At 58.2% G+C, this 14715-nt stretch carries 12 protein-coding genes and 2 pseudogenes; 10 read left to right on the top strand and 4 right to left on the bottom strand.

Features of this window, described 5'->3' with window-relative positions:
- Positions 1 to 720 carry a FadR/GntR family transcriptional regulator gene (locus P8R33_RS10510; RefSeq protein WP_225982198.1) on the bottom strand — a complete coding sequence of 240 codons (720 nt, stop codon included), beginning with the start codon at positions 718 to 720 and terminating at the stop codon, positions 1 to 3.
- Positions 721 to 930: 210 nt separating this feature from the next.
- Between P8R33_RS10510 and P8R33_RS10505 the strand changes: the two genes are divergently transcribed.
- The 6 genes and pseudogenes from P8R33_RS10505 to P8R33_RS10480 all read left to right on the top strand — a co-directional run.
- The gene (locus P8R33_RS10505; RefSeq protein ID WP_063511642.1) at positions 931 to 2193 is read left to right on the top strand and encodes a cytochrome P450; all 1263 of its coding nucleotides are present in this window, start codon (positions 931 to 933) and stop codon (positions 2191 to 2193) included.
- Positions 2194 to 2221: 28 nt separating this feature from the next.
- Positions 2222 to 2548 (top strand): 2Fe-2S iron-sulfur cluster-binding protein, encoded by a 327-nt coding sequence (locus tag P8R33_RS10500; protein ID WP_006834191.1) that lies wholly within the window; start codon positions 2222 to 2224, stop codon positions 2546 to 2548.
- Positions 2549 to 2616: 68 nt separating this feature from the next.
- The gene (locus tag P8R33_RS10495; protein WP_063511641.1) at positions 2617 to 3828 is read left to right on the top strand and encodes an acyl-CoA dehydrogenase family protein; all 1212 of its coding nucleotides are present in this window, start codon (positions 2617 to 2619) and stop codon (positions 3826 to 3828) included.
- A gap of 18 nt (positions 3829 to 3846) precedes the next feature.
- Complete coding sequence (locus P8R33_RS10490) at positions 3847 to 4917, top strand: acyl-CoA dehydrogenase family protein (RefSeq protein WP_067506366.1); 1071 nt, start codon at positions 3847 to 3849, stop codon at positions 4915 to 4917.
- A 166-nt stretch (positions 4918 to 5083) separates the two neighbouring features.
- Positions 5084 to 7816 (top strand): TonB-dependent receptor, encoded by a 2733-nt coding sequence (locus tag P8R33_RS10485; protein WP_067506369.1) that lies wholly within the window; start codon positions 5084 to 5086, stop codon positions 7814 to 7816.
- Between the two features lie 311 nt (positions 7817 to 8127).
- Positions 8128 to 8307 (top strand): annotated as a pseudogene (locus P8R33_RS10480) (IS3 family transposase); the annotation flags it as partial.
- Positions 8308 to 8463: 156 nt separating this feature from the next.
- Here the strand turns inward: P8R33_RS10480 and P8R33_RS10475 are convergent.
- Both P8R33_RS10475 and P8R33_RS10470 read right to left on the bottom strand, forming a co-directional pair.
- A complete protein-coding gene (locus tag P8R33_RS10475) occupies positions 8464 to 8877 on the bottom strand; it encodes a hotdog fold thioesterase (protein ID WP_006834195.1) in 414 nt (137 codons plus the stop codon).
- Positions 8874 to 9761, bottom strand: a complete 888-nt coding sequence (locus tag P8R33_RS10470) for an alpha/beta fold hydrolase (RefSeq protein WP_006834196.1) — start codon at positions 9759 to 9761, stop codon at positions 8874 to 8876. The genes P8R33_RS10475 and P8R33_RS10470 overlap by 4 nt, the downstream gene beginning before the upstream one ends.
- A 263-nt stretch (positions 9762 to 10024) precedes the next feature.
- Between P8R33_RS10470 and P8R33_RS10465 the strand changes: the two genes are divergently transcribed.
- The 3 genes from P8R33_RS10465 (at position 10025) to P8R33_RS10455 (ending at position 12690) form a co-directional block, all read left to right on the top strand.
- Complete coding sequence (locus P8R33_RS10465; RefSeq protein WP_228135198.1) at positions 10025 to 10210, top strand: MarR family transcriptional regulator; 186 nt, start codon at positions 10025 to 10027, stop codon at positions 10208 to 10210.
- A gap of 330 nt (positions 10211 to 10540) precedes the next feature.
- Positions 10541 to 11107 carry a MarR family winged helix-turn-helix transcriptional regulator gene (locus tag P8R33_RS10460; protein WP_006834198.1) on the top strand — a complete coding sequence of 189 codons (567 nt, stop codon included), beginning with the start codon at positions 10541 to 10543 and terminating at the stop codon, positions 11105 to 11107.
- Entirely contained in the window at positions 11104 to 12690 is a 1587-nt protein-coding gene (locus P8R33_RS10455) for an ABC1 kinase family protein (protein ID WP_006834199.1), read from the top strand. The genes P8R33_RS10460 and P8R33_RS10455 overlap by 4 nt, the downstream gene beginning before the upstream one ends.
- A gap of 138 nt (positions 12691 to 12828) precedes the next feature.
- Here P8R33_RS10455 and P8R33_RS10450 read toward each other — a convergent pair.
- A protein-coding gene (locus P8R33_RS10450; RefSeq protein ID WP_369765956.1) for an IS3 family transposase occupies positions 12829 to 14021 on the bottom strand; the annotation gives its coding sequence in 2 pieces (ribosomal slippage) (positions 12829 to 13772 and positions 13772 to 14021; 1194 coding nt in all).
- A gap of 85 nt (positions 14022 to 14106) precedes the next feature.
- Here P8R33_RS10450 and P8R33_RS14845 point away from each other — a divergent pair.
- Positions 14107 to 14565: pseudogene (locus P8R33_RS14845) on the top strand (DUF8840 domain-containing protein).
- Positions 14566 to 14715 lie beyond the last annotated feature (150 nt).

The raw sequence follows: 14715 nt of genomic DNA, 5'->3' as shown, positions 1-14715 counted from the left end.
CTACAGCTGCCCCCACCGCACCCGCTGCGAGACCAGCTCGGGACTGCGCTCCGAAAGATAGACGGCAGAGCCGGCCACCAACCGGCTCATTGCTTGACGGGCCGCGGCGCTGTCGCCAGTCCGCACTGCCTCGAGCACCCGCACCAGAAACTTCATCTGCACCGCCCGTTCCTGTGCCGAATATCCCAGCGAATGGGAAAACTCGCGGGTCAACAGATGCATCGCAGAGGTCAGCAAACCGAACAGCGGATTGCCGCTCGCCCAACCCAACAAGTCGTGAAATCTGCGATTAAGTTCCTCGAATTGATCAGAGGCTTCATGATGCCTCAATTCCGCCAGACACCCTGCCAACGCGCTGAGATCAGCGGTAGTTGCACGCTGGGCTGCATACCCTGCGACATCGGGAGCAATTGCTTCGCGCAATTCAAGCAAACCACGCAAATCGGCTTCCATGAAATGCAGAATCAATGACAAACTGCTTGCAAAATCGCCGGTCTGCGGACGGGCTACGACGGGACCTCCACCACGGCCGAGCTGGAGATGGATGACCCCTTGCAATTCCAGGAACCGCAAAGCCTCCCGCAAAGTTGCGCGCGCAACCTCGTAACGCGCGAGCATTTCATCCTCGCGCGGAAGCCTGTCACCCGGGTTATGGCGACCCGCCTCGATGTCCCTCACGATGCTTTGCGCAAGAGAAAGGGCACGCTTGGCCTTCTTCATCGCCGGCATCCGCCACTCATCAGCACACCCGCACCTCTCGAATAAACAGTATAAGGATATTAGCAAACCTTCGCTGGATCGGCACACTATCCGATGGGATTGGTGTCTGCAAGGGACTAAAAGAGTATACGATTTATTGACTGCACGAGATGTCTCCCTTAAGGATGACTGAAGGCCGATCAGGCCTGAGATGTAGAAGGAATAGTTCTTATGGACAGCCAGATCGCCGAGCCGGATGCCGCGGCGAGGATCGCGTCAATTCCGATCGAGGAAATCGACGTGGCCCGGCCAAGCCTGTTTCAGAACGATACCATCGGTCTATTTTTTGACAGGTTGCGCGCCGAAGAACCTGTCCACTACTGCCGCGAGAGCTATGTCGGCCCTTACTGGTCCATTACCAAGTTCGACGACATCATGTCGGTGGACACCAATCATAAGGTCTTCTCTTCGGAAGCGAAGCTAGGCGGAATTGCAATCCAGGACATGCATTCGGTGGAAGGCGCGCTCGAACTTGAAATGTTCATAGCGATGGACCCGCCCAAGCACGATCAGCAGCGCAAGGCGGTGACTCCGGCAGTGGCTCCGTCCAACCTGCAACTGCTCGAGCCGATCATCCGCAAGCGCGCGGGAGAGATTCTCGATGAACTCCCGATTGGCGAAGATTTCGACTGGGTGGATAAGGTTGCGATCGAGTTGACGACGATGACGCTGGCAACCTTGTTTGATTTCCCTTGGGAGGAGCGGCGCAAGCTGACGCGCTGGTCCGATGTAGCAACTGCGGCACCTGAAACCGGGATCGTCGAATCCTACGAGGCGCGGCGCGAAGAACTCATCGGTTGCGCGATGTATTTCAAGACTCTGTGGGACGAACGGATAAACGAGGAGCCGAAGAACGACCTCATCTCGATGATGGCTCATTCTCCCGCCACGCGCGACATGCCGTTCCTCGAGTTTCTCGGCAATCTTATGCTGCTGATCGTCGGTGGAAACGACACAACACGCAATTCCATCAGCGGCGGCGTGCTCGCCTTGAACCAAAGCCCGGACGAGTACGCGAAACTCGACGCGGATCCTTCGCTCATTAGCAAAATGGTTCCGGAAATCATCCGTTGGCAGACCCCCCTCACTCATATGCGCCGCACCGCGCTGGAAGATTGGGAGATCGGCGGCAAACAGATCAAGAAGGGCGACAAGGTGGTGATGTGGTACCTGTCAGGCAACCGCGACGAGAGTGCTATCGAGCGCGCGGACCAGTTCATCATCGACCGCAAAAATCCGCGCCATCACCTCTCATTCGGCTATGGCATTCACCGCTGCATGGGAAACCGGCTCGCGGAACTGCAGCTGCGGATCATCTGGGAAGAAATTCACAAGCGCTTTTCCCGGGTCGAGGTTACAGGTGAACCAGAGCGTCTTTTTTCAAACCTCGTCCGCGGAATCACCAGGCTGCCGGTGCGGCTCCGCGCCCGCTGACTCTCGAGATCGAAATGCGGAGTTCAAGATGATCAAAATTACGTTCGTGGCTAGCGATGGTGAGCGACGGGAGGTCGAAATAGAAGAAGGCGAGACAGCCAGGGAAGCGGCGCTATACAATGACGTGCCGGGTATCGATGGCGATTGCGGAGGGGTATGTGCTTGCGCGACCTGTCATGTGCATGTCGATCCCGAATGGATCGACAAGGTGGGTCGGCTTATGCATGATGGAATGGAGGCCGACCTCTTGCAGTTCGCCGAAGGCACCACTGAATACAGTCGCCTTGCCTGTCAGATTCCGATGAAGCCGATGCTGGATGGATTGGTTCTTCACCTACCCGAACAACAATACTGACGGAGGGATCCTCGTCCCCGTAGCCTACATTCTTATCTGTCTTTCCTTGATTCTTCGAGAAAACACCCATGGCCACACAAATCGAGCCCGCAACCCAGACCGACGAAGACGCCTTCCGCGCGGAAGTGCAGCAGTTTCTGGCGGACAATTTTCCCGCCGAACTCAAGGGCCAGTCGAACGCGCTGGCCGGCGTGGACGGCCCCACCAATGAAACGCCGGCGCAGACCAAGTGGCGCGAAGCCGTGGGCGCGCGCGGCTGGGGCACCCCCACCTGGCCGAAGGAATACGGCGGCGGCGGCCTCACCAAGGCGCAGGCCAAGATCATCGACCAGGAATTCGCCAAGGCGGGTGCCTACAACCCGATCGGCGGCATGGGCGTCATGATGTTCGGGCCGACGCTGCTCGAATACGGGAACGAGGCGCAGAAAAAGGAACACATCCCGCCGATCACCCGCGGCGAGATCCGCTGGTGCCAGGGCTATTCGGAACCCAATGCCGGCTCCGACCTTGCCAACCTCCAGACCTTTGCCGAGGACAAGGGGGACCACTACCTCGTCAACGGCCAGAAGACCTGGACCAGCGGCGGCCAATGGGCCGACAAGTGCTTTGCAATTGTGCGAACCGACAAGAGCGACAAGCACAAGGGCATCAGCTTCATGCTGATCGACATGGACAAGCCCGGTGTCGAAGTTCGCCCGATCACCATGATCAGCGGGACCAGCCCGTTCTGCGAAACCTTTTTCACCGACGTGAAGGTGCCCAAGGAAAACCTCGTCGGCGAGGAAGGCCAGGGCTGGACCATCGGCAAGCGCCTGCTGCAGCACGAGCGCACCAATATCTCGGGCGGCGGCAGCCTCGCCCGTCTCATGGGCCAGAGCCTTGGCGATATCGCCAAGAAGTACCAGCCGACGGGCGCCGACGGCGAACTCGCCGATGCGGTGCTGCGCGACAAGATCGCTGATTTCGAAATCCGCTGGAACAGCTTCCTGCTCACCGCGCGCCGCGCGATGGAAGAGAGCAAGGCAGCTGGCGGCGTCTCCGAAATCAGCTCTGTGCTCAAGAAGCTCGGCACCAAGCTGAGCCAGGAACGCAGCGAATTGCTGATCGAAATCCGCGGGTTGCAGGGCCTCGGCTGGGAAGGCGACGGCTTTTCGGACGGCGAGCTGGAGGCCGTGCGCGCGTGGCTCTTCGGCAAGGCGACCACCATCTATGGCGGCTCGACCGAAATCCAGAACAACATCATCGCCAAGCGCGTGCTCGGCATGCTCGACCACCAGTAAGAGAGGGGAGCAAGGACAATGGCCGTTCTCAACGAAGAACAGGAAATGCTGCGCGACATGGCGCGCGAATGGACCGTCAACGAAAGCCCGGTCACCGAATTCCGCAAGGTCCGCGCCAGCGGCGAGCCCGAAGCCTTCAACCGCGACGCCTATGCGACGATGGCGCAGATGGGCTGGGCCGGGGTCATCATCCCCGAAGAGCATGGCGGGTCGGACTTCGGCTTCCTGTCCGCGGGCCTCGTCGTCGAGGAACTCGGCAAGACGCTCACCGCCAGCCCGCTGGTGATGAACACCGTCGCCGCCTCGGCGATCGTTCTTGGCGGCAGCGACGAGCAGAAGGCCAGGTGGCTGCCCAGGCTGGCGAGCGGCGAGGCCATCGCCACCCTCGCCGTCGACGAAGGGCCGAGCCACGATCCTGCGAAGATCGAGACCAGTGTGTCCGACGGCAAGCTGAGCGGCACCAAGGCCTTCGTCCATGAAGCGCATGGTGCGGACCTGTTCGTCGTCGCGGCGAAGGACGGGCTTTACCTGGTCGAGAAAGGCGACGGCGTCGCGCTCACCACCCGCAAGCTGACCGACCAGCGCAGCCATGCCGACGTCACCTTCGACGGCGCGGCGGCGGAGAAGCTCGCCAATGGCGGCGACAGCCTGCTCGATGACGTGCTCGACCGCGCGCGCGTGCTCACCGCAGCCGAAATGCTCGGCATGGCGCAGCAGGTGTTCGACGACACGCTCGACTATCTGAAGCAGCGCGTGCAGTTCAACCAGGTGCTGGCGAGCTTACAGGCGCTGCAACACCGCATGGCGGACCTCTTCGCCGATCTCGCCCAGATGCGCAGCGCGGTCGAGGCGGGCCTGCAAGCCGTCGATGCCGGCTTCGGCGTGGCGCGCGCGGCGACCATCGCCAAGACGGAAGCCAACCGCGTTATGCACACCATGGCAAACGAGGGCATCCAGCTGCACGGCGGGATCGGCATGACCGATGAGTACGACGTCGGCTTCTATCTCAAGCGCGCCCGCGTGCTGGAGCAGAGCTTCGGTTCGTCGAGCTGGTTAAAGGACCGATTTTCCAAGCTTTCTGGCTACTAGAAACCTGCATGTAGTGACCTGCATGGCATTTTTGCCACATGCTTGTCGACAATGTGAAATAATCCGTCAATTCATCTACCAAGTCTTGAAATGAAACGCGCTTATCGGCATCGTTTCTAACATCGACTAGTGCCTAGGATGGGGCACATTCTTAGAGGAGAGGCACATGAAAAGATTTCCATCACGCCACCATTGCGCCCTTGGTGCATTGGCAGCGGCACTTGCCTTCACACCGACAGCCGCCTTCGCCCAGGATGTTGGCGAACCCGATGCGGATCTGGTTGAAGGGGCCGATGTCGAAGACCAAAACGTAATCATTGTTACCGCGCAAGGGCGATCGCAGGTCTTGGCGGATGTTCCAGTCGCCGTGTCAGCTGTTTCCGGAGAAACCCTCCAGAATTCGGGCGCCAGCGACATACGTGAGCTGAACCAGGTTGCACCGTCCCTGCTGGTGTCTTCCACCGGCAACGAAGCTAACGGTTCCGCGCGTATTCGCGGTATCGGCACGGTCGGCGACAACCCTGGTCTGGAAAGTTCGGTCGCGGTTTTTGTCGATGGAGTCTATCGCTCTCGTTCGGGAAGCGCCCTGAGTGAGCTCGGCCCTATCGACAGGGTCGAAATCCTTCGCGGTCCCCAAGGTACTCTGGGCGGGCGGAACTCATCGGCAGGCCTGATCAATATCTACACCGCACCGCCCGAGTTCGATTTCAGCGCATACGGGGCCTTCACTTATGGCAACTATGATGCGATCCGCGTCGAAGGTGGCATAAACGCTCCGCTTGGCGACACCGTAGCTGCGCGTGTGGACGGCGTTTACTTTGAGCGCGACGGCTTCTACAACGATATTACCAACGGCGGGACGATCAACAATCGCGATCGTTATCTGGTCCGCGGTCAGCTCCTGTTCGAACCCAATGACGACCTGTCCATTCGCCTTGTCGGGGATTATTCCAAAAAGGACGAAGCGTGCTGTGCCGCGACGTTCGTCCAGCCCGAGTTTGCTCCGCTTGCACGGATCAGCGCTGGATTTGATCCCTTTACGAGGCCATCGGATGGGGCCGCCCTGACGAGTACCGCAAATCCGATCGTTCCCGTGTTGCTTGCGCTTGGGCAGGATCCGCGTGCCCTCACCCAGGATACATTCAACCGCGACCTGTACCCTACGCCGGGCAGAAGCTATGAAGGCGAAACCGAAGACTACGGTATTTCGGCTGAGATCAATTGGGATTTCGGGAACGTCACGTTGACGTCTATCACGGGCTACCGTGAATATGCCAACAGCCAGGGATCTGACACCGATTACACTACTGTCGATATTCTCTACCGCGCTCCGACCGAGAATGCTCTTGCTCGAGACTTTGAAACATTCACTCAGGAACTGCGCCTTACCGGTGAGGCCTTCGATGGCAAACTCGATTGGTTGATCGGCGCGTATTACGCCAATGAAGAACTGCAGGTGCGTGACAATCTGCGGTTCGGCACCCAGTACGGCAATTTCGTAGCGTGCCGCATCGCTATCGCGATCAACCCGGCTTTGGTCAATCCGGGGGCTTCCAATTGCCTGGGTGCCAACGTGGCGGCATTGGACGGTACGCTGACCGGAAGCCCGGCATTCGGCGCTGCAACCCCGGCGATCCTCGCAGGTATCAACAACCTTGCAAGCATCAGCGATTTGGGAACGGTCAGCGAGGTCTACAATCAGACGAGTGAGAACTTCGCGTTCTTCACGCATAATATCTTTGCGATCACGGATACGCTCGATTTGACGCTGGGGCTTCGTTATACAAACGAAACCAAGGACTTCGACGCAACTTTCCGCAACGACAACACGGTTTGTCCGACAAACCGCAATCTGCTCGGAGGCTTTCTGGGTGTTCCGACTTTGGCACCTCTGGCCGGTGGTATCATCAGCCTTTCCTGCCAAGGCAATTCGACATCGGAGCTCGATGGAGTTTCTCTCGAAGACTCGCGCGAAGAAGAGGAGTTTACCGGCACGGCTATCCTGAGCTGGAAGCCAACTCCCGATCTGCTAGTCTACGGTTCGTATTCACGCGGCTACAAGGCGGGCGGTTTCAACCTCGACAGGTCTGCACTGTCAAATCCGCTTGCGTTCGATCCGGCCAATATCTCGGCAGCCGCGCTGCAGTTCGATGAAGAAACAGTCGATGCATATGAGATCGGCCTCAAATACTCGACACGCGAGTTCGGGGTTAGCATTGCAGGCTTCCGGCAAGAGTTCAGTAACTTCCAGTTGAACACGTTCAATGGGGCGTTCTACATTGTGCAGACGGTCAATAGTTGCGATAGCGATCTCGGCGGGGCCGACAGAGACGCAAGCGCGACAACCGGTGCATGCTCTTCCGATGAAGTTGCACCAGGTCTGATCGCTCAAGGTGTCGAGATCGAAACCTATCTACGGCCCGCTCGTGATTTGGATATTACCCTTGGCGTCACCTATTCTGATACGAGCTTTGAAGACAATCTTATCGGGGACGATACCGGGGCACCGCTCGACCCCGCACTACGCTTGCTGCCAGGCGACAACCTGTCGAATGCACCAGAGATCGTGGCAACATCGTCGCTTACGTGGACGCCGCCAATCGGCGACAGTGGGCTCGAAGGCCTGGTCTTCGTGAACGCTCGTATGGCTGGTGATTACAACACCGGCTCCGACCTGCTCTTCGGCAAGGAACAGGACAGCTTCGTCGTAGTGAACGGGCGTGTGGGTCTGACCAATATTGCGGATCGCTTCGCGATCGAGGGATGGGTCAATAATTTGTTTGACGTTGGGTATACGCAGGTGGCCTTCAACACGCCTTTCGTGGCTCCGCAACAAACGTTCTCCGCTTTTCTTGCGGAACCCCGGACTTACGGCATCACCGTGCGCGGCAAGTTTTAAACTTACTCGCTAATTGCAAGAGGGTTCGGCGCTTCGCTGTGTCGAGCCCTCTTTTTCGAACTTTTATTTGCTCACGACTAGGTGGCGTCCGAACAAAAGTTCCGTGTGCTCAATATCGTCGATGATGTGATAGGGAGAGGCCGGCAGCGGTGTTCGCTGCAGGAATCCCTCTTCGCTGGGCTACCAGCCGCCGGCCCCACAAACAATCTTGCCTCGTCCTGCCATGCTGCCTTACGCTGCGCTCCAGGCCGCCCAGCAGGGCGACCCCAACCGCCGGAACTCTAACTTAACCGGTGGACCACCCTGATGGGGCAGGTCAGGTGGAAGACTACAACCGAGAGAGACCGCCCTCATCCCTTGGCTACGCGACACCGGCGGCGTTCGCCGCCGAACTAGATAAGCAATGGCCTGCTTCGCCACGCCCTACGGGCTCCGCTGCGCAGCCCATTGCTTCAACCGCGCTCATACGCATCAACGCAGCTCGGCTCTAATCCCGGCTGGGGGGAAGATCAGGGGGTCACGTCACTCATTGGAAGGCGGCTATCGCGACGCAATTCGCTCTGAAAGTCGTGGGACTATTTTGCAGGTCTTCGAGGAACAGACCTGCTAATTTTCGCCCTGCAGTTAGTTCCATTAGGATAACGCTGTTAGCATACGTAGGCACCGCGGCCGCTAGCCAAAAGGTTGCCAGTAGGACCGTATACACGTGTTTCAGCGACCGAGATATTTTTACCGATCTTGATTATTTTGCCCGATGCTACGAGTGGTCCCGAGGTTGCCGGGCGGTGGTAGTCGACCCTCAGATCGGCGGTCGCCTTGGCCCCTGTACCTTGCGACAATAAGGTGTAGAGCCCGGTTAAATCGATCAGAGAGGCGAGCACGCCGCCATGCGCTGAACCGATTGCCGGGTTTGACACGATCTCGTCGCGCCAAGGCATCTCCAGTTCAAGCTGCTCGTTCGAGCATGACCGTAAAGTGAGGCCAAGCCACCGGTGAAACGGGGCAATCTGCAGGATCTCTTCGAGGCGCTTAGGATCGATCCTTGTCAGATTATCGGTCATGTAACGGCTCCCTGCGGACTGTGATTACGCTTGAGAAAATCGAGTATCGCTGCCGAAAAGGCATCGTTGGCATCGCCAACCACCATATGTGTTGCCTCTGCGATGTCGGTGTATTCAGCGTGTGGAACAAGTTCGAGCAATTGCGCGACCGCGTCTTCGGAAACCAGATCGCTCGATCCGCCGCGAATAATATGCAATGGCAGCGAAAGCCTGCTGGCTGCATCGTTCAGCGCATCAAACTGGCGTTCCTGATGAGCCGGATCGCTTCGCTTGGCTAGTGTGATGTTGCGGATAAAGGCCGGATCCCAATGCCAGTAGTAGCGGCCGTCTTCCTTCTCTCGCAGATAGCGCCGTAAGCCCTTGCCGGCTCCGCGCTTGCGGCGATGTGGCATGTAGCGCGCGATGACCTCTGCCGCTTCGTCCGGTGAAGAGAAACCGGTCTCCACGTGCTCCTCCATAAAGCCGACTACGCGCATAACGCCCCCCGTCTCCATACGCGGCGCGATGTCGACGAGAGTGAGCGACGCGAAGCGGCCCGGCGCAAGGTGTCCTTCGGCGATCAGTCCGGCCAACCCGCCAAGGGAGGCCCCGACGAGCGCTGGCTTGCGGTCCATTTTTGAAGCGATCGCAACGAGATCTGAAGCGAAGTCGCGCGTTTCGTAAGCGCCCTCGGCAGACCATTCGCTGTCGCCATGACCGCGCATATCAATTGCGATCGGACGAAATCCCGCATTGGCGAGATCGGCTGTGACACGTTTCCATGCGTGACGGGTCTGGCCGCCCCCATGCGCGAGCAAGACCGGTAAAGCATCGGCATTTCCGGTCGCTTCGGCTGCTATGGAGATGCCACCATTTCCCCCGATATGGAAAGTTTGCGACTGCATACCGCAACCTCATATTGTAAATCGATTTACAGTAAACGGCTTTATTTCCTGATCCGCTATGGTAGGTTGCCCTAGATGGCTGCCATGACGGGCTATGACGCGGATACAAAGGGGGGCAAGTTCCCTCACCGATACCGATCGGCTGTTCTTTCTTATGGAGGAAGTGACCCGGCGTTTGCGCAGGACCGCCGATTCTTCGGTTGAACAATTCGGGCTCACGCGGACGCAATGGAGTATATTGGCTTATCTTTCGGAGCCCAGGCATGACCCAGACAGAGCTGGCTCGGGAACTGAAGCTAGAGCGCGCTAGCATCGGCCAGACTATTGATCGCCTGGAAGAACTTGAGCTGGTGGAAAGACGCAGGCGCGAAGAACGACAGGCGCGTTTGGCGGGTTCATTTACGCCCTGCCGCAATCGAGCTACTTCCCAAGATGCGAGTAGAAGCTGATGCAATGTATGCTCGCTTGCTCGGGGGGATCCGTTTTGGGGAACTGGAGCGCTTACGCGGATCGCTGGCTAGGATGCATGACAATCTGGGCAGCGAGCCATAATCACTCGAAATCGAGCCCATGCCCCGCGTTCACGCCCGCGTTTGCCCTTCAGGGGGTCTGATGCTCAGATGAGGGACGCCGAGCGCATGCGATCATAACATCCCGGCAGTCGTGGCAGGCGAGGTGGCCGGAGCCCCCGCACTCACCCAGCGCCGTTCGGTTCCTTATCAGCTTGAGCGACCATCGGATTCAGTTTCTGCTGTAGCGTGAAATCAGCGAGTGTTTGCATGGCGGCACTGCTAGCGAATATGGTTGACGCTGAGCTTGAACACGCCAGGCATGCGCGAGCCTTCCAAGATAGCGCTATGGATAAGCATATGCCGAAAGATGAGATACGTGATTACGCCCCCAACGAAAAGGATGACATCCTTTATTTGCTAGAAGAGGTGAACAGGACCGCTCGGCGGACCTTCGACGCTCTGATCGTGGGGCTCGACCTCAATCAAACACAATGGCGGATCATCGCGTCCTTGTTGCGAGAACCTACGCTAACACAGACCGAGATTTCTCGCCTGCTCGAGCTTGAATCGGCGACGATAGGACAGGCTGTCGCAGTTTTGGTTGAAAAAGGTTTGATCGAGCGAGAGCGGGCGGCGCACGATCGAAGGGTTTGGAACCTCCACCTCACCGAGCAAGTAAGAACCATCTGGCCGGAACTGCGCGAAGCGGCTGATCGACTCCACGAAATTCTCTGGAAGGGAATGTCTGCGCCTCAAATCGACCTCCTGCGTACGATGCTTCGAAAAGTTGCGGAGAATCAGAAGCAGGCTGACACTTGCGAAGAAAGCCGATGAAGCATGATCTGGAAAACAGTGTCGGTGAACTGACGCGGCTAGCAGAACTCGGTCAGATTTTCGCCCGGCACGGTCTGAAAAATCTCGGAAGCTTGCTTGGCTTTATGCCGGTTTCGGAGAATGAGCCAGATACCGAGGACTTGCGTCCTGCATCGGTGGTGGCGCTGTTGCGCGATGTCGGCCCTGTCGGAATAAAGCTTGGCCAGCTCCTGGCGACCAGAAGCGATCTGTTTACACAACCCTGGATTTCCGCGTTCGGCACTCTCCACGACCAGGTGGAACCGCTGCCGTTCGATAAGATCGAACCGGTGATTGTATCGGCTTGGGGCAGCGACTGGGAACGTGAATTCGCCGCTTTCGAGAGAAACCCGATCGCCTCAGCCTCTATCGCGCAGACTTATGTCGCAACCCTGCTGGACGGAAGCGAGACTATCGTGAAAATCCGCCGACCCGGCATGGCGTCCAGGATCGAGGCGGACATGAGGCTGTTGACACGGCTCGCGGGCCTCGCCGAGCGTCGGTCAAGCGACATTGCCCGCTATCGACCCGTGGAATTCCTTCAGACATTCGCCAAGAATTTAGCGCGGGAGATGGACCTGGCGGCAGAAGCACGTGCCTGTGAAAGGATTGGCGGTTATCTGGAGATGCTTGGGGTGAAGACGCCCGCGATCCACTGGGAACTCACAGGCTTGACGATCAATGTGCAGGAAGCCCTGGGCGGAAAGCCCGCGTCGCGGCACCCGGCAACTGATCCGGCAGGGAATGCCCAGTTCGCGAAGCGCTATGCCGATGCAGTGCTACGGATGATCCTTCTCAATGGAGAGTTTCATGGCGACCCGCATCCCGGCAACGTCTTCTGGATGGAAGGGAACCAGGTAGGCTTCATCGATTTCGGCTCGGTCGGCTTTCTCAGCGGCGCGCGGCGTCAGGAAATCGTCCGACTGATTTTCGCTATCGCGAACGGACAGATAGACAAGGTGGCCGATCTGCTGCTCGACTGGGCAGGCAATCCACTCGTGGATCGCGCGCAATTGGTGATGGACCTGGATGAGCTGATCGCGGAATTTAGCGGCACAGCTCTTGCCGGGATAGAATTCGCGGCAATTTTCGATCGGGTTTTCGGATTGTTGCGCGATTATCGCCTCGTATTGCCGCCCGACCTCGCTATTTTGCTGCGCACCCTGCTGACCGCAGAGGGCTTCGTTCGCTCTTTGGCGCCGGACTACAATATCGCCGAAGAAACGAAGCCGATCGTGATGCAATTGTTTGCCGAGCGATTTTCGATCGGAGCCGCGCGGGATCATTTGGCCAAGGTCCGCAGTGGCCTGCTTGATTTCTCGGCATCGCTGCCCGAGCTAATCGATAACGTTGCCTCGGTCGCTCGATCAGGTACGATTCAGGTATCCATCGACCCAGCCAGTCTGAACCATCTGACGCGGGAAGAGGACCGCAGCACCCCCGTCAAGGGTCCGGTGGTGGCAGCGTTGATCATCTCTGCCGCATTGCTGGCCGACCAATCGTTGTTACTGGCAGGAATTGTTCTGGCTTTCGCGGGAATAGCACTCATTCCTAGATGGAACTGATAAGACCACACACAATGAACGCTTAGACCACGGCCGCCCGGCACCGATATTGGCTACATCAAGGGAGAAGAGTGGAAATGACCGAACAGAAACCTGCCGAAGCGGTGCCTGCCGCCACCATGCTGCTGACCTGCCCCATCAGGGTGGTCCACCGGTTAAGTTAGAGTTCCGGCGGTTGGGGTCGCCCTGCTGGGCGGCCTGGAGCGCAGCGTAAGGCAGCATGGCAGGACGAGGCAAGATCGTTTGTGGGGCCGGCGGCTGGTAGCCCAGCGAAGAGTGTGGCCGGACGGTGTTGTAGTGGATACGCCAGCGCTCGATCAGGATGATTGCCTCCTTCAGAGTGTAGAAGATCTCCCCGTTGAGAAGCTCATCCCTGAGCTTGCCGTTGAAGGATTCGTTGTAGCCATTCTCCCATGGTGATCCGGGTTCGATGTAGAGAGTCTTCACACCAATCCGCCAGAGCCAGTCGCGCACGGCATGAGAAGTGAACTCAGCGCCATTATCGCTACGGATGTGATCAGGCGGACCATGGCGTTGGAACAGCTCGGTCAGCACGGCCAGGACATCATCGCTCTTGAGCTTGCGCTGGACATGGATCGCCAGGCACTGGCGGCTGTACTCGTCGATCACGGTAAGCATGCGGAAGGCCTTGCCGTCATGGGTGCGATCCATGACGAAGTCGTAGCTCCACACATGGCCACTATATTGCGGACGCAGCCTCACGCATGATCCATCGTTGAACCACAGACGCCCGCGCTTTGGCTGTCTCTGCGGAACCTTGAGCCCTTCACGGCGCCAGATCCGCTCGACCCGCTTGGCGTTCACCAACCAACTTTCATTGCGCAGCAGCGCCGTGATCCGGCGATAGCCGTAGCGACCATATTGCTGGGCCAGCCGGATGATTGCAGCTGTCAGCGGCTTCTCGTCGGCTGGTGGTGCGGGCAGCTTGCGCTGGGTCGAGCGGTGCTGGGCAACGACCCGGCAGGCACGGCGCTGGCAGATATCTAATGCCTCCTGCACATGGTCGATGGCCAGCCGACGCCGTGAAGGGCTCAGTACTTTCCCTCGACAACCTCCTTCAGGATCAGCGCATCGAGCGTAAGATCAGACACCGCCTTCCTGAGCCGCTGGTTCTCCTTCTTGAGATCCTTCAATCGCCGAGCCTGGCTGACCTTCAGCCCACCGTACTCGCGTCGCCAGCGATAGTAACTCTGCTCCGAAATCCCCAGCGATCGGCTGATCTCCCCGATCTTCTCTCCGTGCGAGAGCCGAACTTCGGCCTCACGCAGTATCCCGATAATCTGTTCCGGCGTGTATCTCTTCCGTGCCATTCATCAGCCCCTTTCAAGCCGTAAATAGCCGAAATCCTAACTCTCAAAACGGACCACTTTTCGGGGGGAAGGTCACCTCTGGCCGATGGGAAGGACGCTGACAGGCTGGAAACCGCAGTTGGGCGGTTGGGGCTTGATCGACCTTAGAAACGCGCAATCGGTCGATCCGTTTTCCCTGGCCTCAGATGAACTCATTGAGGTTACCGACTGGGAACTACTTGATTTTGCAGTTCAAGTTGTCAAGCAATGGCTCCAAAGGAAGGGTTTCGAGATCATGTCCACTCACTCAAATCCCAACGTCGATCCGAACATCTGATTTGTCGGAGACAATGGACCCGAGTGGGTAATCGTACGAGCAGCGCGATATCCAGAAAAGGTGGCTCAGATCCCGAGCAACGTAGAGGCCATCGCTAAGCAATGCGAAGCTCTCAGTCACTTGGGGAATTTCGCATCTTTTGGCTTTGCGTTGGCGGAAAACGTTGAAAGGCCCATCTGGCGGGGACACGCTGCCGATGTCCAATTCGAAGGCATTAAGCCGATCTGATCCGGAAGCTCTCATTGCTCCACGCAGGTGTGCGATCTCTTGAAGAATCATGCGGCCATATTCGTGCTCGGCGGTCGCTTTTGGGGTGTAATATCGCCGCCGCTCTGCGCCAAAACACCAGACGTCCAGACCGGTAACGGCGTGGGCTGT

It is taken from the genome of Qipengyuania flavescens (assembly GCF_029688735.1).
Classification (GTDB): domain Bacteria; phylum Pseudomonadota; class Alphaproteobacteria; order Sphingomonadales; family Sphingomonadaceae; genus Qipengyuania.
This window is presented reverse-complemented; position numbering and strand designations above follow the sequence as displayed.